At 64.8% G+C, this 21,819-nt stretch carries 20 protein-coding genes, 1 tRNA gene and 1 rRNA gene; 12 read left to right on the plus strand and 10 right to left on the minus strand.

The genetic code is table 11. The features are described from left to right. Nucleotides 1-5 precede the first annotated feature (5 nt). Complete coding sequence (locus AB4Y44_RS30130; RefSeq protein ID WP_368701632.1) at nt 6-1,154, minus strand: YbfB/YjiJ family MFS transporter; 1,149 nt, start codon at nt 1,152-1,154, stop codon at nt 6-8. Between the two features lie 175 nt (nt 1,155-1,329). Here AB4Y44_RS30130 and AB4Y44_RS30135 point away from each other — a divergent pair, with 175 nt between their 5' ends. Then, nucleotides 1,330-2,268 carry a LysR substrate-binding domain-containing protein gene (locus AB4Y44_RS30135; RefSeq protein WP_368701618.1) on the plus strand — a complete coding sequence of 313 codons (939 nt, stop codon included), beginning with the start codon at nt 1,330-1,332 and terminating at the stop codon, nt 2,266-2,268. A gap of 85 nt (nt 2,269-2,353) precedes the next feature. On the opposite strand, the gene alaS is transcribed toward AB4Y44_RS30135, so the two are convergent. Next, entirely contained in the window at nt 2,354-4,978 is a 2,625-nt protein-coding gene (gene alaS / locus AB4Y44_RS30140) for an alanine--tRNA ligase (protein WP_368701619.1), read from the minus strand. A gap of 327 nt (nt 4,979-5,305) precedes the next feature. Between alaS and AB4Y44_RS30145 the strand changes: the two genes are divergently transcribed. After that, nucleotides 5,306-6,526 carry a CaiB/BaiF CoA transferase family protein gene (locus AB4Y44_RS30145; RefSeq protein WP_368701620.1) on the plus strand — a complete coding sequence of 407 codons (1,221 nt, stop codon included), beginning with the start codon at nt 5,306-5,308 and terminating at the stop codon, nt 6,524-6,526. Nucleotides 6,527-6,555: 29 nt separating this feature from the next. On the opposite strand, the gene AB4Y44_RS30150 is transcribed toward AB4Y44_RS30145, so the two are convergent. Next, a complete protein-coding gene (locus AB4Y44_RS30150) occupies nt 6,556-7,119 on the minus strand; it encodes an RBBP9/YdeN family alpha/beta hydrolase (protein WP_368701621.1) in 564 nt (187 codons plus the stop codon). Nucleotides 7,120-7,269: 150 nt separating this feature from the next. Between AB4Y44_RS30150 and AB4Y44_RS30155 the strand changes: the two genes are divergently transcribed. Next, nucleotides 7,270-8,988 (plus strand): glutamine--tRNA ligase/YqeY domain fusion protein, encoded by a 1,719-nt coding sequence (locus AB4Y44_RS30155; RefSeq protein ID WP_368701622.1) that lies wholly within the window; start codon nt 7,270-7,272, stop codon nt 8,986-8,988. A 99-nt stretch (nt 8,989-9,087) separates the two neighbouring features. Here the strand turns inward: AB4Y44_RS30155 and AB4Y44_RS30160 are convergent, their stop codons facing one another. Then, complete coding sequence (locus AB4Y44_RS30160; RefSeq protein WP_368701623.1) at nt 9,088-9,537, minus strand: NUDIX domain-containing protein; 450 nt, start codon at nt 9,535-9,537, stop codon at nt 9,088-9,090. Between the two features lie 7 nt (nt 9,538-9,544). Then, nucleotides 9,545-9,943 carry an RT0821/Lpp0805 family surface protein gene (locus tag AB4Y44_RS30165; RefSeq protein ID WP_342924597.1) on the minus strand — a complete coding sequence of 133 codons (399 nt, stop codon included), beginning with the start codon at nt 9,941-9,943 and terminating at the stop codon, nt 9,545-9,547. Nucleotides 9,944-10,091: 148 nt separating this feature from the next. Here AB4Y44_RS30165 and AB4Y44_RS30170 point away from each other — a divergent pair, with 148 nt between their 5' ends. Continuing rightward, on the plus strand, nt 10,092-10,376 hold the full coding sequence (locus AB4Y44_RS30170) for a hypothetical protein (RefSeq protein ID WP_368701624.1): 285 nt from the start codon (nt 10,092-10,094) through the stop codon (nt 10,374-10,376). 32 nt (nt 10,377-10,408) lie between these two features. Here the strand turns inward: AB4Y44_RS30170 and AB4Y44_RS30175 are convergent, their stop codons facing one another. Next, nucleotides 10,409-11,713, minus strand: coding sequence for a cytochrome c peroxidase (locus AB4Y44_RS30175; protein WP_342924612.1), 1,305 nt, complete (start codon nt 11,711-11,713; stop codon nt 10,409-10,411). A gap of 398 nt (nt 11,714-12,111) precedes the next feature. On the opposite strand from AB4Y44_RS30175, the gene AB4Y44_RS30180 reads away from it, so the two are divergent. From AB4Y44_RS30180 to AB4Y44_RS30190, 3 genes are all read left to right on the plus strand, one after another. Next, nucleotides 12,112-13,695: an acid phosphatase gene (locus AB4Y44_RS30180; protein ID WP_368701625.1), complete on the plus strand. Its 1,584-nt coding sequence runs from the start codon at nt 12,112-12,114 to the stop codon at nt 13,693-13,695. A 341-nt stretch (nt 13,696-14,036) separates the two neighbouring features. Further along, entirely contained in the window at nt 14,037-14,417 is a 381-nt protein-coding gene (locus tag AB4Y44_RS30185; RefSeq protein ID WP_368701626.1) for a PH domain-containing protein, read from the plus strand. Nucleotides 14,418-14,679: 262 nt separating this feature from the next. Continuing rightward, nucleotides 14,680-15,162, plus strand: coding sequence for a hypothetical protein (locus tag AB4Y44_RS30190; RefSeq protein WP_368701627.1), 483 nt, complete (start codon nt 14,680-14,682; stop codon nt 15,160-15,162). A gap of 216 nt (nt 15,163-15,378) precedes the next feature. Here AB4Y44_RS30190 and AB4Y44_RS30195 read toward each other — a convergent pair. Further along, a tRNA-Arg gene (locus AB4Y44_RS30195) sits at nt 15,379-15,455 on the minus strand. A gap of 116 nt (nt 15,456-15,571) precedes the next feature. Further along, entirely contained in the window at nt 15,572-16,402 is an 831-nt protein-coding gene (locus AB4Y44_RS30200; RefSeq protein WP_342924602.1) for an undecaprenyl-diphosphate phosphatase, read from the minus strand. 497 nt (nt 16,403-16,899) lie between these two features. Between AB4Y44_RS30200 and AB4Y44_RS30205 the strand changes: the two genes are divergently transcribed. The 4 genes from AB4Y44_RS30205 (at nt 16,900) to AB4Y44_RS30220 (ending at nt 21,008) form a co-directional block, all read left to right on the plus strand. Beyond that, complete coding sequence (locus tag AB4Y44_RS30205; protein ID WP_368701628.1) at nt 16,900-17,814, plus strand: aldose epimerase; 915 nt, start codon at nt 16,900-16,902, stop codon at nt 17,812-17,814. A gap of 165 nt (nt 17,815-17,979) precedes the next feature. Continuing rightward, complete coding sequence (locus tag AB4Y44_RS30210; RefSeq protein WP_342924604.1) at nt 17,980-18,693, plus strand: peptidoglycan DD-metalloendopeptidase family protein; 714 nt, start codon at nt 17,980-17,982, stop codon at nt 18,691-18,693. A 657-nt stretch (nt 18,694-19,350) separates the two neighbouring features. Beyond that, nucleotides 19,351-19,659: a DUF2288 domain-containing protein gene (locus AB4Y44_RS30215; RefSeq protein WP_342924605.1), complete on the plus strand. Its 309-nt coding sequence runs from the start codon at nt 19,351-19,353 to the stop codon at nt 19,657-19,659. Continuing rightward, nucleotides 19,656-21,008: an MATE family efflux transporter gene (locus AB4Y44_RS30220; RefSeq protein ID WP_368701629.1), complete on the plus strand. Its 1,353-nt coding sequence runs from the start codon at nt 19,656-19,658 to the stop codon at nt 21,006-21,008. Before AB4Y44_RS30215 ends, AB4Y44_RS30220 begins: the two co-directional genes overlap by 4 nt. A gap of 27 nt (nt 21,009-21,035) precedes the next feature. On the opposite strand, the gene AB4Y44_RS30225 is transcribed toward AB4Y44_RS30220, so the two are convergent. Continuing rightward, entirely contained in the window at nt 21,036-21,206 is a 171-nt protein-coding gene (locus AB4Y44_RS30225) for a hypothetical protein (RefSeq protein ID WP_368701630.1), read from the minus strand. 132 nt (nt 21,207-21,338) lie between these two features. Between AB4Y44_RS30225 and AB4Y44_RS30230 the strand changes: the two genes are divergently transcribed. Beyond that, nucleotides 21,339-21,512: a hypothetical protein gene (locus AB4Y44_RS30230; RefSeq protein ID WP_165822956.1), complete on the plus strand. Its 174-nt coding sequence runs from the start codon at nt 21,339-21,341 to the stop codon at nt 21,510-21,512. A gap of 189 nt (nt 21,513-21,701) precedes the next feature. Here AB4Y44_RS30230 and rrf read toward each other — a convergent pair. Further along, a 5S ribosomal RNA gene (rrf, locus tag AB4Y44_RS30235) occupies nt 21,702-21,815 on the minus strand. Nucleotides 21,816-21,819 lie beyond the last annotated feature (4 nt).

The raw sequence follows: 21,819 nt of genomic DNA on the forward strand, positions 1-21,819 counted from the left end.
TGCTATCAGCGTCCGCGTGCGGCCTCGCGCGTATGCCAGGCCCGCCAGACGAGCCCGATTGCGCCGGCCACGAGCGCACCCGCCGCGAGCCACAACGAAGGCGAGAACGAGCCCGTCGACGCCGCGAGCGGCGCGGCCACGAGCGGCCCCGCGATCTGCCCGACGCCATAGGCGGCCGTTGCATAGCCCATCAGCGCGGCGGCATGCTCGCCGCGCAGCAGACGCGCCTCGCGCATCGCGAAGAGCGTGATCGCCGTGAACGGCAGGCCGATCAACACGCTGCCGAACGAGAAGCCCGCGGCGTTGGGCCAGATGATGCCGAGCGCGATGCCCACGGCCTGCAGCACGTAGGCGCCCGCCAGCATCAGGCGGTTGTCCCAATGCAGCGGGAGGCGCGCAGCCAGCAGCGCGCCGGCGATCAGCGCTGCGCCGAGCATCGGCCAGAACAGGTCGGGCCACGCCGAGCCGGGCAGCGCATGGCGTGCGATCACGGGCAGGAACGTCGCCGTGATGATGTAGCCGAAACCCGGCACGCCGTAGAGCAGCACGAGCCAGCAGGCGTCGGCGCGGCGCCCTTCGCGCTCCACGTGCGCGACGCTTGCCGCGGCACGTGCGGCGGGACGCGGCGCAAGCGCGCGCCTGTCTTCGCCAAACGTCGACCAGACGACGGCGGCGAGCAGCGCGCTGATCAGCCCGAAGCCGATCCAGCCCGTGCGCGCGCCGAGACCGCCGGCCGCGCTCACGAACAGCCCGGTCGCAATGATGCCGACGCCGGGACCGGTGTAGATCACGCCGCCCCACTCGTTCGCGCCGAGCTGCGCGAGCCGACGCAGGCCCCACTGCGAGGCGAACACGAAGGTCCACGCGCTCACCGCGCCCGCCACGAAGCGCACCACGGCCCAGATCCAGAACTGCTGGGTGAGGCCCATCGCGAGCGTGAGGAGCACCGTGACCACGAGGCCCGCACGCACGATCTTCGCGGGCGCCATGCGCAGCGCGACGCAACTGATCGCGCCCACGAAGTAGCCCGCGTAGTTCAGCGAGGCGAGCCAGCCGCCGTGACGCAGGTCGAGCGCGCCGCCGTGCAGCATCAGCGGCAGGAGCGGCGTAAAGGCGAAGCGCCCGACGCCCAGCGCAACGGCAAGGGACACCATGCAGGCCAACGCCGCACGGCGCCCGGCATGCGGGCGGGGTTCGGAAACGTGGACGGTGCCGGGGACGTAGTCGTTCATGAGATCAGCGGATTAAGCAACTGCCTACCATCGTAGGCGATTCCATCGTTCACTAAAAATGAATTATCATGAATCGTTGCATCCCGAGGAGAGAACTATGGACCTCGCCGAACTGGCGATTTTCCGGGCGGTCGTACGGGAAAACGGCGTGACGCGGGCCGCCGCCAAGCTCAACCGCGTGCAGTCGAACGTGACGACGCGCATCAAGCAGCTCGAAGATCAGCTCGGCACGCCGCTCTTCACGCGCGAGGGCCGCCGCCTGATTCTCACGCCCGCTGGCGAAACCCTGCTGCCCTACGCCGAGCGCCTGCTCGCGCTCGCCGACGAAGCGCGCCATGCGCTGAAGGCCGGGCGCCCGGCGGGACGCCTGCGCCTGGGTACCATGGAGAGCGCCGCAGCAAGCCGTCTGCCCGGCCCGCTCGCGCACTATCACCAGACGTGGCCCGAGGTCACGCTCGAACTGGAAACGGGCACGACCGGCACGATGATCGAGCGCCTGCGCGAATACGCAATCGATGCGGCGCTGATCGCCACGCCGCTCGATGGACTGCCGGACCCCGAGGTATTCGAGCACGTGCCGGTCTATCGCGAAGAACTCGTGATGATCACGCCGCGCGGCCACCGGCCGATCCGACAGCCCGGCGATATCGCACTCTCCACGCTCGTCGCGTTCGAACGCAACTGCGCGTATCGCGCCTATGTCGAGCGCTGGTATGTGGAGCATGGCATCCGGCCGTCACGCGTGCTGGAACTGGGCTCGTATCACGCGATCATTGCGTGCGTGGCGGCGGGCGCGGGGGTGGCCGTCGCGCCGCGCTCGGTGCTCGAACTGCCACGCAGTGCCGACGACGTCACGATTCATTCGCTTGGCAAGCTCGGTCAGATCGACACGCTGCTCGCCTGGCGGCGTGGCCACTATTCGCCTGCGCTCGGCGCGTTGAAGGCAGCGCTGCTGGAGGATGCGCAACGCACGGGCAGCATGGCGGCGCCATTGGCGGCTGAAGCGGTAGCCACGCCTGCAGGTCTTCACGCCTGATAAGCCGCGCGGGAAACAAAAAGGGCTGCCCTCACGGACAGCCCTTCTTCGTCACAAAGCGGCGTTCACGCCGCGACGCGTCGTATTACAGCTTCGCTTCGACCCAGCCCTTCACGCCGGCGAGCGCGGCCGGCAGGTTGGCCGGCTCGGTGCCGCCTGCCTGCGCCATGTCGGGACGGCCGCCGCCCTTGCCGCCGACCTGCTGGGCGACGAAGTTCACGAGTTCGCCGGCCTTGACCTTCTTGCTCGCCTCGGCGGTCACGCCCGCGATCAGGCTGACCTTGCCGCCGTCGACAGCCGCCAGCACGATCGCCGCGCTCTTGAGCTTGTCCTTGAGCTTGTCCACGGTCTCGCGCAGCGTCTTCGAATCGGCGCCATCGAGCGTCGCGGCCAGCACGTGCACGCCGTTCACTTCGATGGCCTGCCCCACGAGCTCGTCGCCCTGGCTCGAAGCGAGCTTCGACTTGAGCGCGCCCAGTTCCTTCTCGAGCGACTTCACCTGGTCCTGCACCTGCGCGATACGCTGCGTCAGTTCCGAAGGCTGCGCCTTGAGCGCCGCCGCCGCCGCGTTCACGCGCGCATCGAGCTCCTGTACGAAGCGCACGGCGTTGTCGCCCGTGATCGCTTCCACGCGGCGGATGCCCGCGGCCACGCCGCCTTCCATCACGATCTTGAAGAAGCCGATGTCGCCGCTGCGCGTGACGTGCGTGCCGCCGCACAGCTCGCGCGAGAAGCCGAGGTCGAGCACGCGCACTTCGTCGCCGTACTTCTCGCCGAACAGCGCCATCGCGCCGCCCTTCACCGCGTCGTCGTACGACATCACGCGTACGATGCCGGGCGCGTTCGCGAGCACTTCCGCGTTGACGATCTGCTCGACGCGGCGGATCTCGTCGTCCGTCATCGGCGCGTTGTGCGCGAAGTCGAAGCGGGTCTTATCCGCGTCGACGAGCGAGCCCTTCTGCTGCACGTGCGAACCGAGCACTTCGCGCAGCGCCTTGTGCATCAGGTGCGTGGCCGAGTGGTTGCGCGCCGTGCGCGCGCGCAGGATGGCGTCGATTTCCGCCTTCACGACGTCGCCGACCTTGAGCGTGCCCTGCTCGAGCGTGCCGTGGTGGCCGCTCACATCGGCCTGGACCTTGAGCGTGTCGGCCACGGCGAAACGGATGCTCGCGTTCGAGATCACGCCCTGGTCGCCCACCTGGCCGCCCGATTCCGCGTAGAACGGCGTGTGATCGAGCACCACCACGGCGTCCTGGCCCGTCTTCACTTCGGTAACCGATGCGCCGTCCACGTAGAGTGCGACGACCTTCGCGTCGTCGAACGCGATTTCCTCGTAGCCGTGGAACGTCGTCTTGGCGCCCGAGTATTCGAGGCCCTGGGTCATCTTGAACTTGCCTGCCGCGCGTGCCTGCTCGCGCTGACGCGCCATCGCTTCGTCGAACGCCGGTTCGTCGACCGTGACGTTGCGTTCGCGGCAAACGTCGGCCGTGAGGTCGAGCGGGAAGCCGTACGTGTCGTGCAGCTTGAACGCGAGTTCGCCCGAGAGCGTCTTGCCGCCCTTGGCTTCGAGGTCCGCGAGTTCGGCTTCGAGAATCGACATGCCGTGCTCGATGGTCTCGAAGAAGCGCTCTTCTTCCTGGCGCAGCACGTCCGTCACGCGCTGCTGCGCTTCGGCGAGTTCCGGGTAGGCGGCGCCCATTTCCGCGACGAGATCCGCCACCAGCTTGTGGAAGAACGCGCTCTTCTGGCCGAGCTTGTAGCCGTGGCGGATCGCGCGGCGCACGATACGGCGCAGCACGTAGCCGCGGCCTTCGTTGCCGGGGATCACGCCGTCGACGATCAGGAACGAGCACGCGCGGATATGGTCGGCAATGACCTTCAGCGAGTTGTTCGTGAGGTCGGGCGTGTTCGTTTCGCGCGAGGCCGCCTTGATGAGGTTCTGGAAGAGATCGATCTCGTAGTTGCTGTGCACGTGCTGCAGCACCGCGGCGAGACGCTCGAGACCCATGCCCGTGTCGACGCACTGCTTGGGCAGCGGCGTCATGTTGCCCTGGGCGTCGCGGTTGAACTGCATGAACACGAGATTCCAGATCTCGATGAAGCGGTCGCCGTCTTCTTCAGGCGATCCCGGGGGGCCGCCCCAGATTTCCGGGCCGTGGTCGTAGAACACTTCCGAGCACGGGCCGCAGGGACCGGTGTCGGCCATCTGCCAGAAGTTGTCGGAAGCGTAGCGCGCGCCCTTGTTGTCGCCGATGCGGATGATGCGCTCCACCGGCACGCCGATTTCCTTCGCCCAGATGTCGAAGGCTTCGTCGTCTTCCTTGTAGACGGTGACCGTGAGCTTCTCCGCCGGCAGCGCGTAGACCTTGGTCAGCAGCTCCCAGCAGTAGTGGATCGCGTCGCGCTTGAAGTAGTCGCCGAACGAGAAGTTGCCGAGCATCTCGAAGAACGTATGGTGACGCGCCGTGTAGCCGACGTTCTCGAGGTCGTTGTGCTTGCCGCCCGCGCGCACGCTGCGCTGCGCGGTCGTGGCGCGCGAGTACGGGCGCTTTTCGGTGCCGAGGAACACGTCCTTGAACTGCACCATGCCCGAGTTGGTGAAGAGCAGTGTCGGGTCGTTGCCCGGCACGAGGCTCGACGAGCGCACGATCGTGTGGCCCTTCGATTCGAAGAACTTGAGGAATTTCTCGCGGATGTCGGCGGCTTTCATGGCGTGCGTTGGGTCCTTCCTGGGGCGTACGGTGCTGAATCTTTGTCGTGGTCGCGCCCCGGGGCCCACGTTACTCGCGAAAACCCCGGTGCTGAATCGAACGATTATACGGGATCGTCGCGCGCTCGCGGCGGCGCGTCCGGCGTGGTTTGCATGGGAGCGACAGGGCGCGCGGCGACACGGCGGGTCAGGCGATTTTGTTCCGCACTGCGGAACTTCGTACCGAATATTGGCCCATGCCGCGGCTTTTCGCTTACCATGGGCGGCATCGGCCGGCGCACCACGCGCGCTCGCGGCCCGCCTTAGAACGACATTGGAAGACACAGCATGGGCGCTCTCAGCCATATCCGCGTACTCGATCTCACCCGCGTCCTCGCCGGACCGTGGTGCGCACAGACCCTCGCCGACTTTGGCGCCGACGTGATCAAGGTGGAGCGCCCCGGCGTCGGCGACGACACGCGCCACTGGGGCCCTCCGTATCTGAAGACGCCCGATGGCGAGGACACCGTCGAGGCCGCCTACTACCTCGCCGCGAACCGCAACAAGCGCTCGGTGACGGTGGACATCGCCACGCCCGAGGGACAGCGCATCGTGCGCGAGCTCGCTGCGCAAAGCGATGTCGTGCTGGAGAACTACAAGGCCGGCCAGTTGAAGAAATACGGCCTCGACTATGAGTCGCTGCGCGAGGTGAGGCCCGACCTCATTTACTGTTCGGTCACCGGCTTCGGCCAGACCGGGCCCTACGCCTCGCGCGCGGGTTATGACTTCATCGTGCAAGGCATGGGCGGCTTCATGAGCATCACCGGCGAGCGCGACGCGCTGCCGGGCGGCGGCCCGCAAAAGGCGGGCGTCGCGATCGCCGACCTCATGACCGGCATGTATTCGACCATTGCCGTGCTGACGGCGCTCGCGCACCGCGACCGCACGGGCGTGGGCCAGTACATCGACATGGCGCTGCTCGACGTGCAGGTGGCGATGCTCGCGAACATGAATTCGAACTACCTGGCGAGCGGCAATCCGCCCGCGCGCTGGGGCAACGCGCATCCCAACATCGTGCCCTATCAGGCGTTCCAGACTAGCGATAGCTGGATCATCCTCGCGGTCGGCAACGACGGGCAGTTCCGCAAGTTCGTCGAGGTGGCGGGCCAGCCCGGGCTTGCCGACGACGAACGATTCGCGACCAATCCGGCGCGCGTGCGCCATCGCGACACGCTCGTGCCGATCGTTGCCGATCTGATCCGCACGCGCACGAAAGCCGACTGGATCGGCGCGCTCGAAGCCGCAGGCGTGCCGTGCGGGCCGATCAACAACCTCGCGGAAGTGTTCGAGAACGAGCAGGTGATCGCGCGCGGGCTGCAGGTGGACGTGCCGCACCCTTCGGGCGGCACGGCGCGGCTGGTGGGCAACCCCATCCGCATGAGCGAGACGCCGCCGCGCGTGGCGAGCCATCCGCCCACGCTCGGCGAGCATACCGATGCGGTACTGCGCGAAGTGCTCGGCTACGGCGAAGAGCAAGTGGCGGCGTTGCGCAGCAAGGGCGTGGTGTAACCGCAAGGTGCCGGAGCGGCCGCTTGGCCTTAGCCGCCCTGTTTGCCCATCGACATCAGCCACTCCAGCCCCTGCGGCCAGTCATCGAGCCCGCTATCCGCATTGATGTGCCCGCGCGCGCCGATCTCGATCCAGCGGCTGCCCCACGCCTTCGCGCAGCGCTGCGAAAACGCAACGCCCCCATACGGATCGTCGCCGCTGGCGACCACAACGCTTGCGAACGGCAGCGCCGCCAGCGGCACCGGATCGAAGCCCCGCGCGTCGCGCGGAAATTCGGGACCGTGCGGATCGGGTAGCGCCACCAGCAGCGCGCCGGCCACCTTCGCGCATGTCGCCGCGCTCGCGTGATGCGCAGCCCAGTGCGCCACGGTCAGGCAGCCGAGGCTGTGAGCGGCGAAGCGCACGCCGGCCGGCGCGCGTCGTACGGCAGCCTCCAGCGCCGCGCACCACGAGTCGCAGTCCGGGTGCATCCAGTCGGGCATCTGCACCCGTGCAAAGCCCGCATGCGCGGCTTCCCAGCGCGTCTGCCAGTGCCCCGGCCCCGAATCCATGTAGCCCGGCAGCACCAGCACAGCCGTTTCGCTCGTCGTCACGTTTCCCCCTCGCTTGTTGTGGTCCGCGCGACGATCCGGCACCGGGACTGGCACGGCGGGTCGCGTCAGGTAGAATGGAAGACACCATCGGGTGCCCAGTTACGCGCTTTTATCCTTTTGACGGGCGCCCTCGAACGACTCCCTTTTCGCATGAATACCGAACGTAAAGACGCCGACCGCACGGACGCGCCTGCGGCATCCAATTTCATCCGCAACATCATCGACGACGACAACCAGTCGGGCAAGTGGGCCCAGCGTGTCGAAACGCGCTTCCCGCCGGAGCCGAATGGCTATCTGCACATCGGCCACGCGAAGAGCATCTGCCTGAACTTCGGCGTGGCGAAGCGCTATGGCGGCGTGTGCCACCTGCGCTTCGACGACACGAACCCGGAAAAGGAAAGCGTCGAGTACGTCAACTCGATCATCGACGCCGTGACGTGGCTCGGCTTCGAGTGGAAGAAAGAGGACCAGGAATACCTCTTCTACGCGAGCGACTATTACGACAAGCTCTACGAGTTCGCCGAACTGCTGATCCAGCGCGGCAAGGCCTACGTGGACAGCCAGTCGCCGGAAGAGATGCGCGCGAACCGCGGCTCGGCCACCGAAGCCGGCAAGAACTCGCCGTTCCGCGATCGCTCCGTCGACGAAAACCTCGACCTCTTCCGCCGCATGAAGGCGGGCGAATTCGAGGAAGGCGCGCATGTGCTGCGCGCGAAGATCGACATGGCGTCGCCGAACTTCAACATGCGCGATCCGGTGATCTACCGCATCCGCTTCGCGCATCACTACCGCACCGGCGACAAGTGGTGCGTGTACCCGATGTACGACTACACGCACTGCATCTCGGACGCGCTGGAAAACATCACGCATTCGCTGTGCACGCTCGAGTTCGAAGACCATCGCCCGCTGTATGACTGGGTTCTCAATGAACTGGCCGACGCCGGCGTGTTCACGCGCCCGCTGCCGCAGCAAATCGAGTTTTCGCGCCTGAACCTGACCTACGCGATCACGAGCAAGCGCAAGCTGCTGCAACTGGTGACCGAAGGCCACGTGGAAGGCTGGGACGACCCGCGTATGCCGACCATCGTCGGCGTGCGCCGCCGCGGCTTCACGCCCGAAGCGATCCAGCTCTTCTGCGAGCGCATCGGCGTGACGAAGGTCGATTCGTGGATCGACATGAGCGTGTTCGAAGGCGCGCTGCGCGACGACCTCGACGACAAGGCGCCGCGCACAGCCGCCGTGCTCGACCCGCTCAAGCTCATCATCGACAACTATCCCGAAGGCCAGAGCGAGGACTGCACGGCCCCCGTGCATCCGCATCATCCGGAGCGCGGCCTGCGCACGTTCCCGATCTCGCGCGAACTGTGGATCGAGCGCGAAGACTTCAACGAGACGCCGCCGAAGGGCTATTTCCGCCTGTTCCCGGGCAACAAGGTGCGTCTGCGCTATGGCTTCGTGATCGAATGCACGGGCGCGGACAAGGACGAGAACGGCAACGTGATCGCCGTGCACTGCAACTACTTCCCGGACAGCAAGTCGGGCACGGATGGCGCGAACAACTACAAGGTCAAGGGCAACATTCACTGGGTCAGCGCAGCGCACGCGTGCCCGGCGGAAGTGCGCCTCTACGATCGCCTGTTCCGCGAAGAGCAGCCCGACGCAGGCGGCCGCGACTTCCTCGAAGCGCTCAATCCGGATTCGAAGCGCGTGGTGCAGGCGTATCTGGAACCGGGCGCACGCGACGCAGCGCCGGAAGACCGGTATCAGTTCGAGCGCCATGGCTACTTCGTCGCCGACCGCTACGATTCGAAGCCGGGTGCGCCGGTATTCAACCGCATCGTCGGTTTGCGCGACAGCTGGGGCAAGTAAGGCTCGCGCCGCGCTTGCTGCCGGCAACAAAAGGCCCGCACGGATTCGTGCGGGCTTTTTTCATTTCGGCGGCTGGCGCGTCTCAATCGAAACGCCGGCTCACAGTCTGCGATGCAGTTCCGCGAGCGAGAGCGACATGCTAAAGAGCCGCGCGAGACTGCGGCTCGCGTAGCGATCCACTTCGCCGGGCACGGTCCAGCGCCAGGCGTCCATTTCCGGAATCATCACACCGTCCTCACGGCGCGGAAACAACGACACGCAAACGCAACGCGTGAGGTCGAGTTCATCGGCGCTCGCACGCGCGGCAAAGAGATGCAGATCCTTGTCGCGCCGGTACACGTAGCGCCCGAGATCGACGAGGCGCGGCGCCGCAACATCGATGCCGGTCTCCTCGACCATCTCGCGGCGCGCGCTCTGCGATTCGCTCTCGCCAGGCTCACCCTGCCCCTTCGGAATGTCCCAGTGATTCGTGCCAGTTGCGTGCGCGAGCAGCACTCGGCCTTCAGGATCGAGCAGCACGATGCCGCACGAAACGATCTTGCCGTTCACTGCGCGCTCAGTGCTGCTTCTGGAAAACCCAGGCGCCTTGGCCCGTGCGGCAGAAGTGCGGACGCAGTGTCATCGACTGGCCCTTCGCGTTGATGACGACCTCGGTATCGCGGCACGTCTTGTCGCCTTCCTTTTGCGTATTCGACGGCGTGATGGTCGAGGTGATGCGCGTGCCGTTGCGCGAGCCTTCGTTCGACCATGACGCGCTCTCGCCATCGGCCTTGCGCTCGACGGCATCGCGCACGGCGTTCTGGAGCGAGCTGTAGTCGGCCTGGGTCATGAACGACATGGGCGTGTTGTTCAGGAAACCCAGGTTGGCGGCGTGCGCGCTACCCATGCCGACGGCGACAAGGAGCGCCGCGCCCAGGGCGCTCAGCGTGTGACGGGTTCGGGGCATGCTGGACATTGTGTGTTCTCCTCGGCGGACTGAACGAATCGACGAAAAGCATAACACGCGCCCTTTTTTTCGGCTCGCCCAGCAAGGCCGAACGCGCGCAGGCGGCCGGGTCCTTTTCGGATTGATCCGATGGTGCAGGAGAAAGGCGATCACTACGATGGCTGCCTCGCTCACTTACAGCCCATCCGGTTTATCCGACATGACTTACGCCATCGCATTGAGGGGCTTTGCGGTCCTGCTGGCCCTCATCTGCGTTGGCTTGATGTCTTTCGTCGCGCACTACACGCACACGCCGAAACATCAGGCGCGCGGCCCGAACTTCACGTTCCGTCCCGAGCACGTGCCGCGCTGGCCGGACGCCACCGTGCGCATCGGTACGGTCGGCTTGCTCGCGTCCTTCCTCGTGCTCACCGGTGCCTGCCTGCTGATCGCGGGCGTCTGACGCCGCGCGCCCAGTTCACACTCAGTTGATGCTCAATGCGTGCCCGGTTGCCAGCCGTCGGTGAGCGTATCGAGAAACGCAATCACATCCTTGATTTCGGCGTTGCTGAACACCGGCTCGTCGCCCGGCTTGCGATCGAACGGCGGATCCGTGTTGAGATTCACCCAGTAGCGCTGCGGCAGGTCGTCGAACTTCTGCACCCTGCCCTTCACCACCGGATAGAACTCCTCCGGATTCGTGTCGCGCCGCGCGTAGAAACGCAGCACGTCTTCGAGCGAGTGATAGATGCCGTTGTGGAAGAACGACTTCTTGAGCGCGACGTTGCGCAGCGTCGGCGTACGGAAGAGCCCGCAAAATTCCGCGCGGTGATCGAGGTCCGTGCGCTCCGGGCCGCATGCGCCGAGATCGAAAAACTTGCGGTCGTGATTCACGGCGAGCGCGCGGTTGCGCGGCACGCCCACGGCGATCAGACCGAAGTCGCTGAACTGCGGGGGCGAGCCATCCTTTGCGCGCTGGCTGATATGGCAGCTCGCGCAGTTGCCCTTCTTCTCGTCGTTGAAGAGCTGCAGCCCGCGCAGTTCGGCGGCGCTGAGCGTGGCCCTGCCGGCCAGGTACGCGTCGTACTTGCTCGTGTACGGATAGAACACTTCGGGCGACTGCTCGAAGGTCTCCAGTGACTTCAGTACTGCCTTGAAAGTCGCATCGTCGTCGGCGAGGGCGCGCGCGCCGAAGGCCTCGCGAAACGCGCCCGCGTAGGGCGCCGCGCGCACCGCTTCGGCGACCTTCCGCGGCGAACTCGCCATCTCGAACGTCGAGAGCAACGGAATGCGCGCCTGGTCCGAGCCCCGATCGACGCGGCCATCCCACGTGAGGCCGCCGGTCGGTCCGGCATCGACGCTTTCATCGCCTTCGTCGTCGGAGTCGTGATAGTGCTCGGCGAACGCCGGCACCGCCTGCAGATACTTGAGCGTCGGCACGGCGCGCATGCCCTGGCGTCGCATGTCGGCGCCGCCGATCTGCACATCGAGCGAGTTCGTCGGCGTGAACGCATGGTCCGGGCTGTGGCACGACGCACATGCCAGCTTGCCCGAGCCCGAGAGCGACGGGTCGAAGAACATCTGCTTGCCGAGCGCCGTCATGCGGCGCACCTGCGCATAGACCTCGGCACGCGTCTGCCCGCCTTGCGCCGGAGCGGCGATCTTTATGAGCTTCACGCCCTGTACGGCGCGTGCGTTCGCATTGGCGTCGTGCGCGCGCGAGGCGCTGCCGGATGCACCTGTCGTCGCATCAGCGTCGGCGGAAGCGGACGTGCCGCCGTCGCATGCCGCCAGCAGCATCGACAGCCCCGCCGCCACCACGAAGCGCCCCGCGTGGCGGCGCGCGCCGCCGTGCGATCGAGCCCGCGTCTGACCTTCCGTTCGCGCCGAACGACGCGCCAATCTACGCAACATGCCTGGTCCCCGAAGCTTGAGCGCGGCGCGCGCGTGGTGGCGCGCCGCTGCAGTGCGAATGCCGATGCGCTCAGCCGCGCATCGAAGTCGCGAAAGCGTATGTCAGGGATGTGACGCTCCAATGACATGACGTAAGACATATGTCATGCAATCAAAGGCCGCAAAAAAGCTAAATGTAATTTTTTACATATCGCTGTCAAAATCCGTTGCGACACTGCGCCTCGCCCGAAGACCGGTGTCATTCGCGCCGGCCTCCATGCGGGCCCCCAACGCGAGAGAGAAAAATGATCAACAGAAAATGGTTCTATGCCACGCCGATCGCGGTAGCGGCGTCGGTATTGGCCGTCGCGGCTTGCGGCGGCAACGACAGCAGCAAGCCCGGCCTTTCGTCGGTGAAGAACATCGTCGTGATCTACGCGGAAAACCGCAGCTTCGACAACCTCTACGGCAGCTTCCCGAACGCCAACGGCCTGCAGAACGTGAGCGCGCAAAGCGCGCAGCAACTCGATCGCGACGGCTCCGTGCTGGCCACGCTGCCGACCGTCTGGAACGGTCTCACGCAAACGGGCGTCACGCCCGTCGTGACCGCGGCGATGACCGAGAACATGCCGAATGCGCCGTTCGCCATCGACGACGCGAAGGGCTACAACGTACCGCTCTCGGTCACGACGCGCGACCTGTATCACCGCTTCTACGAGAACCAGATGCAGATCCACGGCGGCAAGAACGACATGTTCGCGGCCTACGGCGACTCCGGCGGTCTCGTGATGGGGCACTACACGACGAGCGCCGAAAAGCTGCCGCTCTGGAAGCTCGCCCAGCAATACACGCTCGCCGACAACTTCTTCATGGGCGCGTTCGGTGGCTCGTTCCTCAATCACCAGTGGCTGATCTGTGCGTGCACGCCGTACTACGCGAACGCGGACACGAACCCGGCCAAGCCGACGATCTCGACCGTGGACGCCGATGGCGTCTCGCTCACGCTCGCATCGAACTCGCCGAAGTCGGCGCTAGATGGCGTTCCGAAATTCGTGAAGTCGGGCAACCTGACGCCGGACTTCTACGCGGTCAACACGATGCAGCCACCGTATCAGCCGAGCGGCAACGCAGCGGCTTCGGGCGGTGACACGAACCTGGCCGACCCGTCGAACGCCTCCACGCTGCCCGCGCAAACGGCGCAGAACATCGGCGATCTGCTTTCGAACGCGGGCGTGACGTGGGCGTGGTACAGCGGCGCATGGGGCGCGGCCGTGAGCGCGGCACAGAACAGCACGTCGGGCGTGATCTACGGCGCGAACATGACGGCGCCGAACTTCCAGCCGCACCACCAGCCGTTCAACTACTTCGCGAACTACGCGCCGGGCACCGACGCACGTGCGAAGCACCTGCTCGACGGCGGCATGGACGGCACGGAGTTCATCAAGGCGATCGATGCAGGCGCGCTGCCTGCCGTAGCGTTCTACAAGCCGCAGGGCAACCTGAACGAGCACGCGGGCTACACGGACGTGGCAAGCGGCGACCAGCACATCGCGGACGTCATCGCGCATCTGCAGAAGAGCCCGCAGTGGAACAACATGGTCGTGGTCGTCACCTACGACGAAAACGGCGGCTTCTGGGATCACGTTGCACCGCCCAAGGGCGACCGCTGGGGCCCGGGCTCGCGCATTCCGGCGCTCGTCATTTCGCCGTACGCGAAGAAAGGTTACGTCGACCACACGCAGTACGACACGACCTCGATCCTGCGCCTCATCACGCGCCGCTTCTCGCTGCCCACGCTGCCGGGACTCGCCAGCCGCGACGCCGCGCTCAAGAGCAACGGCGCCCAGCCGATGGGCGACCTGACCAACGCGCTCGACGTCAAGCTCTAAGCGCGCGACAAGCTGACAAGCTGACAAGCCATCGGACCATCGATTGCCGGATGTTGCTCATCCGGTTTTGCGGGCAGCCCTCGGGCTGCCCTTTTTATTGCGCCACGAATCCATCGTCCCTTGCACGCACGATGCGCCGGCGGGGCGCGGAACCGCGACGTTTGACCACGGATCCTACGCCGCAAGATGCACTACCTTACAGATTAATTACTGCACAAATCTTGACGGAGGTCATTGTGAAATACGTCGAATCGACTCTCCTACCAGGCGAAAGGATCGTCTGCGAGGGACACCCCTGCTTCTGGGCGATGGGTCCGCGTATCACACTGAGCCTTTTGCTCATGGTTTGGGGCGTGCTCATCGGCACCATGGGGACCTCGCCGCTCGCAGCGGTGAGCTTTTTTGCCGCAGGGCTGGGTCTGTTCGGCGCGTCGCTGCTCGCCTGGTGGACGACGGAATTCGCCGTGACCAACAAGCGCGTGGTGGCCAGGTTCGGCGCGGTGCGCCGTCACACGGTGGAGTTGACGCTCGCGAAGATCGAGAGCGTGCGGATCGAGCAAAGCCTGATCGGCCGGATATTCGACTATGGCTCGCTCGTCGTGGGCGGCGGGGGCCTGATCGCTACGCCGATTCCCGGCATTTCGAACCCTCACGAGTTTCAACGCATGGTTTTTCTCGCGCAGGCGGCCGAGGAGCCGGTGCCTTTGCGGCTCGTGGCGTGAGGGTTTGAATCGGCCTGCATTCGTCGTGTGTGAAAAAGCAAAAAGCCCGGCAGTGAAGGCCGGGCTTCTTGTTTATTTGATCTGGCGCGCGACAGGAGGGGCTCGAACCGGCTCCCGAACACACTTTCAGCACACTACGACTATCGAGAGTAGCCGCAATGGCGAAGCTACAGGACCGGTTGCGAATTGCACCCCGCTCGCTTACCCTCCCAGTTCATAAAAACGCGCCGGTCCCGAGGCGCATACAACGATGAGACCATCCATGAAACGGCCACAACACTTCAAGCGCCCGATAGTCGCGGCGCTGATTGCTATGGGAGTAGGAACTTGCACCGCGTATGCGGCTGACTCTCCGGCGGACCCCACGTCCGAGGAAGAATTGAACCTTACGAACCCATCGACTGACCGTGCTAGCAGCCTGGGCGACTTCTGCTTTTTCTCGCAGCTCCCGCCCTCCGATCAGAAATACAGGGTCGTCAAGAAACTGAAGATCGGCAAGGGCACCTATGGAAGTGTGGAAGACATCCTGCCCAAGATGGCCGCATACGCTCAGTCGAACGGCGCCGATGCAATCGTTGAATACACGGGGAGTCAACGCTTTGGCTTTTGGCCGTGGCGTATGGTCCGCCCGGTCGTGCGCGGAGTCGCTGTGCAGTGGATCGATCCGAAGCCCGTGACGTGCGAGTCTATCGGCGGCACCACGTTGAGCACCATTCTCTCCACGGGTCAGCGGCCCGCAAATTAGCGAGGGAACGGGAACCCGCCGAACTGGATGGCGGGCAATTCTGCGAGGCTTTGGCCCGAATCTTCTATTGCTGCAGACCACGCTGGCACGGTACTCGACGTGCTCAACGTACTGCGCGCGGCTCTGGGTTGACGATATCGGGTTAAATGGCGGTTACCCGAACGCCAGACAGCAAAAAGCCCGGTCACAAAAACCGGGCTAAGTGCCTGAAAACACTGGCGCGACAGGAGGGGCTCGAACCCCCGACCCTCGGCTTAGAAGGCCGATGCTCTATCCAGCTGAGCTACTGTCGCGTGAACGTGCGCAAGGCCGCAAGCGGGCCTCGCGAAGACGGGGCTGGATTATACCGCGATCGCCTCACGCGGTCGCGCCTCGCTCATGACGCTTGCCAAGGGCCTTCGCGCCTAAATCAAACCGGCTGCTGATGCAACGCGAACCAGCCAAGGAAAATCGCGCCCGCGATCAGGCAGTACGCACCGAACGATGCGAGGCGCCCGCGTCCCTCGAAATAACTCATCAGGAACTTCACGCTCAGCCAGGCCGCAATACCCGTGAGCACGCCGCCAACGACCGCAGTCATCAACTGATCTCGCGCGTGAAAGAGCTTGGGCAGTTCGAGCACGCCAGCCGCGAAGATGATCGGCGTGCCGAGCAGGAACGAGAACTCCGCAGCCTTTTCTGCCGTCAGGCCCGCTGCATTGCCGGCGATCATCGTGAGGCCGCTGCGCGAAAAGCCGGGAATGAGCGCGCCGATCTGCGCGAGGCCGACGAGAAAGGCCTGCCGGAACGTGAGTTTCTCGGGCGGACGATGCGCACGGGCACGCTGGAGGCGATCGCCGAACCAGAGCAGCACGCCATTGACCATCAACGCAGCCGCGACGATGCGCAGATCGTGGAAGATGGCTTCGATGCGTTTTTCGAGCACGAGGCCGACGATACCCGTCGGAATCGTACCAATGATGAGCGCCCACATCATGTGCCCGTCGTCGTTCTTGCGACCGCCCAGCGAGGCAAAGAAGCCGCTGATCAACGCGACCCAGCGCTCGCGGAAATACCAGAGCAGCGCAACTGCGGTCCCCAGGTGCAAGGCGACGAGGAACGGCAGCAATTGCGGCGCGTGCTTGTCGATGTGCATGCCGAACAGCGCCGGCACGAGCAGCGTATGGCCGAGGCTGCTCACGGGAAACAGTTCGGTGACGCCTTGCAACACGCTCAGGAAGAATAGAAACCAGAGACTCACGCGCGGATCCTCGTAATGGTGGTGTAAGGGGCCGGACCGTTGCGGAGCCGGTGCGGCAAAGCGCACCGATTATGCCTGGGCCGTATTGCAGCGCCAAGCTTGAAGATGGATTTGTCAGAAAAGTTACTGCGCCGCAACAAAATTGGCTGCGAATGCAGGGATCCTGGCGCGAACGTGCGTGTCGCGCTCGCGGGAATCAAACGAGGGGGACGGAACGCGGCGCGATCAGCGCGCCATCTTGTAGAAGAAATAGGCGCTGCTACCGACAAAGAGGCTGAACAGAGCCATGCTCATTGCCATTGCGAGGTCCATGGGGAGGTCTCCTGCGAAAATGCTCTGTGCGCCACCGCACGGTCATGCGGATTATGCTGACTCTTGTCCGCCAACGACACCCACGCTTTCCCGACGAGGGTTTTCACGCATGAGAAAGCGGCGCAAAATCCGCCTCTGTCCGGCGCATCCGCGCCACCCTTCTTCCACCCACTCCAGGCCCGCCCATGAACGCCCATCCAGAACAGGACATCCTCACCCTCACCCGCGGTGCCTCGACGCTGCGCTTCGCGCCGTGGGCCGGCGGCCGTTTGCTCTCGTGGCTCGTCGGCGGCCAGCCGGTCATCGTGTGGCCGGAAAATGCGAATTGGGCCGAGCCGGCACGCGTGCGCGGCGGCAATCCGCTGCTCTTCCCCTTCCTTGGCCGCCATCGTGTCGACGGCCAGATCGGGCGCTGGCGCGACGCCCAGGGCGTGGTTCGCGATCTGCCGATGCATGGCTTCGTGCGCGATCTGCCGTTCACGGCGCAGGTCGACGACGATGGGCACGGCCTGCAAATGACGCTCGTCGACTCCGACGCCACCCGCGCCGGCTACCCGTTCTCCTTTCGCCTCGAGGCGGTCTACCGGCTGGCCGACGCGCATACGCTCGACGTGACGCTTGCGGCGACCAATACCGGCCAGGATCCGCTTCCCTGGTACGCGGGCCATCACTTCTACTTCGCCTTGCCCCACGCCCAGCGCGCGCAGACGACGCTCGACCTGCCGGCGAGCCAGCGCCGTCATCAACTCGCGGACGGTTCGATCAGTGCGCCCGAACCCGGCAAAGCGCAATACAGGCTCGACGACGCAAGCATCATCGACCGCTTCCATGTGCTCGAGCCAACGCCGCCCGCCTCGCCGGTGCGCTTCGTAGCGCCGGGACTCGGCCGCGCGGTGACGATCGACCTGAACCGGCCCGGCTCGCTTCCCTGGTACGCCGTCACGACGTGGACGGAAGCCGCGGACTCCGACTTCTACTGCGTCGAACCCTGGCTTGGTCTGCCCGACGCGATCCACAACGGGCTCGGCCTGCGCTGGCTCGCACCGGGTCAAACGGAGACGGCGACGCTGCGTATCGGCGTCGAGACGCTCGGCGGCTGATCGCGCGCACCGGCGCCGTGCTGGGCCGGCGCCGGTATGGATGCTGCCGCCCGCGTCAGGCATTCGTCAGGCAAAACCCCAGTTGCGCTGGCAAACCCGCTAAAATCAGGCGTTTTGCCAGCGCGGCGGATCGTGGTCCGTCGAGGCAAGGTCATGCGAGGTTCAATGTTGGCACCAGGAATCAGACGGATTGCATGTGCGGCGCTCGTTGCGCTGCTCGCGGCGTGCGGATCGGCTCCGGTCGGCCCCGGCTTTTATCGCGTGGAACGCGGCGACACCGTGTACAAGATCGCACGCAGCAATCGCCAGTCCGTGCAGAACATCGTGCGCTGGAACAATCTGTCGAACCCCGACGCCATCGAAGTCGGCCAGGTCCTGCGCGTAGAGCCGCCCGCCGGCACCGCGAGCGCCCGCACCGCGCCGCGTAGCGCAGCGACTGCCCCGCGCGAGAGCGCCGACACAACCGATACGGCATCCGCGCCTTCGTCCGCACCTTCGGCGGCGGCCGCCCCGTCGATTTCGCTCGTCTGGCCGACCAGCGGCCAGGTCATCCGCAACTTTGACGGCCGCAACTCGAAGGGCATCGACATCGCCAATGCGGCCGGCACCCCCGTCGTCGCCGCGGCGCCCGGCACCGTGGTCTATGCCGGCAATGGTCTGCGTGGCTACGGTAACTTGCTGATCATCAAGCACAGCGGCGATTACCTGACGGCCTATGCGCACAATCAGGCGTTGTTCGTGAAGGAAGGCCAGAGCGTCGCGCAAGGGCAGAAGATCGCGGAAATGGGCAGCAGCGACAACGATCGCGTCATGCTGCATTTCGAGCTGCGATACCAGGGACGCTCGATCGATCCGACTCGCGAACTTCCCGCACGTTGAGACGGGCCGCTACGGCCAGCCAAATCAATGGACGAAAAAAAGCCCGGCATGGCGCCGGGCTAACGGGGGTTTGGCGCATATCGGCAAAGGACCGGTTTACCATGCGCCGAATCGCAATCTATCAACGCGCTTCCTGCGGCGCAATCACTTAATTAGCGCGAAAATGTGCTACGGCGCACGGATTATGCGTCGCATCACTTTTCAGCAACGAATGAGGACGCCGAATCAACTGCTGCGGGCCATAAGATCGGACGCATCAGTGACACACATCGACAAGTCGTCAATCGGCGAAAAGGCTTGCTGGACGGCCCGATCAGGCTAAAGAACATGGTTTTGGCGAGGGGGTTTGCAAGCCGGAATCGTCGGTTTAAAGCATGGTATTTTTCGCATTTTCGAGGCAGCCGGCTTTAGTGTGCGAGCGCACGCAACTATGCATTTATCCGGTGTGGTGTACAAATTTGAAACACCAATTCGCACCGTGCTTAGCTCAGATGTTTGCTGATTTAATGTGGCTTATTGTCTGTATTTTGGCGTCGCAAGCCTGGATATCGACTTATTAATGTGATTAATACCGCGGATCCGCCGTTCGCCATCGGGCCGCCGGTCTGCTGGCAGACTATCGTTTATAGTATCGGCCGCAACGAAATTCCAATCACCATGACTATCGAAGACGCCAACCCCAGTCCGACGTACGCCAGGCTGCTCGGCGAAACCGCCAAAATCGACTGGCAGGATCTCGAACGTTTCTTCGCGCAAGGCAAGTTGCTGAGCGTGGCGCGCGACCTCGACCTCGTCAGCGTGGCAGAGGCCATCGCCAACGACGACAGTGCGGTCGTCATGCAATGGCTGTCTTCGGGCCTCGTCGCCCGTATGCCGGCGGAAACCGCAGCCGATTACGCGGCACGCAAGCCGGAGTTGTGGGCGGTCGTCGTCTCGCCCTGGGTGTGCGTGCAGGAACGCGCTTGAGCGGCGCGGAAGCCCTGCCCGACCAGCGAGGCTGGCATCGACGCGTGCTGACGCTCGCGTTTCCCATCGTCCTCGCCAATCTCACGCAGCCCATCCTCGGCGCCGTCGATACGGCTGTGGCAGGCCACCTTGGCAGCGCGGCCGATCTTGGCGGCGTCGCACTAGGCGGCCTGTTCTTCAACTTCGTGTTCTGGGGTTTCGGCTTCCTGCGCATGGGGACGACGGGACTCGTCGCACAGGCCTACGGCGCCCGCGACCTCCCCGCATTGCGCGCGAATGTTGTGCGCGCCCTGCTGCTCGCATTCGCGATCGGCGCCGCGATCCTGCTGATTCAATCGCCCTTGATCCACTACACGCTCGCGGCCATTGGCGGCAGCGCAGACGTGCAACGCAACGCCGGGGTCTACTGCCTTGCGCGTATTGGCTCTGCGCCTTTCGCTTTGGCGAACTACGTCGTGCTCGGATATCTGCTCGGCACTCAGCGCGTGCGCATTGCGCTGCTTTCGCAGATCTTCATCAATCTGACGAACGTCATTGCGGTGCTCGCCTACGTGTACGGGCTGCGGTGGGGCATCGCCGGGATCGGCGCGGCGACGGCTACGGCAGATACGCTTGGTTTTGTCTTCGGCGCCTGCGTGCTGTGGAGGCTTCGTCCTCGCGGGCTCGCGCCGCTCGCGTTGCAAATTGTGCTCGAGCCAGCAGCGCTCAAACGCCTCGTCGCGATCAATCGCGATATCTTTCTGCGTACGCTTTGCCTGCTGGGCTCGTTTGGATGGTTCGCGCATCTGGGCGCGAAGCAAGGCGACGCGATCCTTGCCGCGAACGCCCTGCTCCTCAACTTCCAGACCTTCATGGCCTACGGTCTTGACGGGTTCGCCCATGCAGCCGAGGCGCTGGTAGGCGCGGCGATCGGCGCAGGTAATCGCAATGCGTTTCGCCAGGCCGTGAAGATCAACCTGTTCTGGGCAGCGCTGGGCGCCTTCGGTTTTTCTCTGGTCTATTGGGCCTGCGGCCCGTGGATCATCAGGCAGCTAACCGACCAGCCGTCAGTGCGTGCCGCCGCCCAGGCATTCCTCCCATGGGCCGCGCTTTCGCCGCTCATCTCCGTTTGGGGCTTTTTGCTGGACGGCGTGTTCATCGGCGCAACGCGCACACGCGAACTCATGCAAGCCATGGCGGTGTCGCTGGCTGTGTTTCTGTGCGCGTCATGGGCGCTGGTTGGGCCGCTCGGCAATCACGGGTTGTGGATCGCCCTGCTCGTCTTCATGGCCGCGCGCGGCCTGACGCTCTCGCCCTTGCTACCGCGCATCAGCGGCGCGATCGTGCCGGTGTCTGTGCAGCTGCGCTGACAGCGCTCGCGCCGGCAGTCGGCGCTCTTACTTAGCAGGCGGCGGGTTGTCGATCATCATCGGCGGCCGGTCGTCGGTCGGCACACCGTGGTAGTCGGGCGGATCCTGCGGCGGGGTGCCGTGGCGGTGAGTCGTTGCGTTTTCGGCACACGCCGAAAGCAATGCGGCCATTGCAAGGGCCAGATAAACACGGTACATCGCCTGAAATCCTTTCTTAATAGTGATCTGAGCGGCGCGCCGGCCAGGTAGCGAAGCGGCTGCACTCGCTATTTTTTCCGTTGCGACACTGTTCTAAGATACGGACATGGCTGCAATCGACAGGAGGCTGCCATGGATGCCGAAACTATTGCGGGTCTGATCGGTCTTGCTGTGGGTCTGCTGGTTCTGCTTGGGCTATCGATCTTCGAATCGCGCGCCTACCGGAAAGAGCACGACGGCGAAGGCATGATGCATCACTGGCTGGCCGAGCATCACGTGCTCGACCGGGTTCGCCGCAGGCACTGAACCCAGCGCCGGCACCGCGTCGGCGCGCCCCTTGCCTGAATCTCACCGCGGCCAGTCGAGCTGGCCGTGAGGTGGTTTTGCTGCGTCGTTCAGTGAACGACCAGCTAGCCTTTTATTTCCCAGCGCCCAAACGCCAGAACCCCGGTGCTCTTTCGGAGACACCGGGGTTCTGGACGTACTGCATGAGGAGCCTGACGATTACCTACTTTCACACGGGCAATCCGCACTATCATCGGCGTGGAGCTGTTTCACGGTCCTGTTCGGGATGGGAAGGGGTGGGACCAGCTCGCTATGGTCATCAGGCATG

The organism is Paraburkholderia sp. BR10937, assembly GCF_040965695.1.
Taxonomy (GTDB): Bacteria; Pseudomonadota; Gammaproteobacteria; order Burkholderiales; family Burkholderiaceae; genus Paraburkholderia.

Excerpts from the sequence above, each read along its gene's own strand:
- AB4Y44_RS30210 (WP_342924604.1), top strand. The coding sequence starts at position 17,980 with ATGTTGGCACCAGGAATCAGACGGATTGCATGTGCGGCGCTCGTTGCG.
- AB4Y44_RS30170 (WP_368701624.1), top strand. The coding sequence starts at position 10,092 with ATGGCTGCCTCGCTCACTTACAGCCCATCCGGTTTATCCGACATGACT.
- AB4Y44_RS30185 (WP_368701626.1), top strand. The coding sequence starts at position 14,037 with ATGGTTTGGGGCGTGCTCATCGGCACCATGGGGACCTCGCCGCTCGCA.
- AB4Y44_RS30165 (WP_342924597.1), bottom strand. The coding sequence starts at position 9,943 with ATGTCCAGCATGCCCCGAACCCGTCACACGCTGAGCGCCCTGGGCGCG.
- alaS (WP_368701619.1), bottom strand. The coding sequence starts at position 4,978 with ATGAAAGCCGCCGACATCCGCGAGAAATTCCTCAAGTTCTTCGAATCG.
- AB4Y44_RS30190 (WP_368701627.1), top strand. The coding sequence starts at position 14,680 with ATGAAACGGCCACAACACTTCAAGCGCCCGATAGTCGCGGCGCTGATT.
- AB4Y44_RS30175 (WP_342924612.1), bottom strand. The coding sequence starts at position 11,713 with ATGCTGCTGGCGGCATGCGACGGCGGCACGTCCGCTTCCGCCGACGCT.
- AB4Y44_RS30180 (WP_368701625.1), top strand. The coding sequence starts at position 12,112 with ATGATCAACAGAAAATGGTTCTATGCCACGCCGATCGCGGTAGCGGCG.
- AB4Y44_RS30205 (WP_368701628.1), top strand. The coding sequence starts at position 16,900 with ATGAACGCCCATCCAGAACAGGACATCCTCACCCTCACCCGCGGTGCC.
- AB4Y44_RS30130 (WP_368701632.1), bottom strand. The coding sequence starts at position 1,154 with ATGGTGTCCCTTGCCGTTGCGCTGGGCGTCGGGCGCTTCGCCTTTACG.
- AB4Y44_RS30145 (WP_368701620.1), top strand. The coding sequence starts at position 5,306 with ATGGGCGCTCTCAGCCATATCCGCGTACTCGATCTCACCCGCGTCCTC.
- AB4Y44_RS30215 (WP_342924605.1), top strand. The coding sequence starts at position 19,351 with ATGACTATCGAAGACGCCAACCCCAGTCCGACGTACGCCAGGCTGCTC.
- AB4Y44_RS30230 (WP_165822956.1), top strand. The coding sequence starts at position 21,339 with ATGGATGCCGAAACTATTGCGGGTCTGATCGGTCTTGCTGTGGGTCTG.
- AB4Y44_RS30155 (WP_368701622.1), top strand. The coding sequence starts at position 7,270 with ATGAATACCGAACGTAAAGACGCCGACCGCACGGACGCGCCTGCGGCA.
- AB4Y44_RS30225 (WP_368701630.1), bottom strand. The coding sequence starts at position 21,206 with ATGTACCGTGTTTATCTGGCCCTTGCAATGGCCGCATTGCTTTCGGCG.
- AB4Y44_RS30135 (WP_368701618.1), top strand. The coding sequence starts at position 1,330 with ATGGACCTCGCCGAACTGGCGATTTTCCGGGCGGTCGTACGGGAAAAC.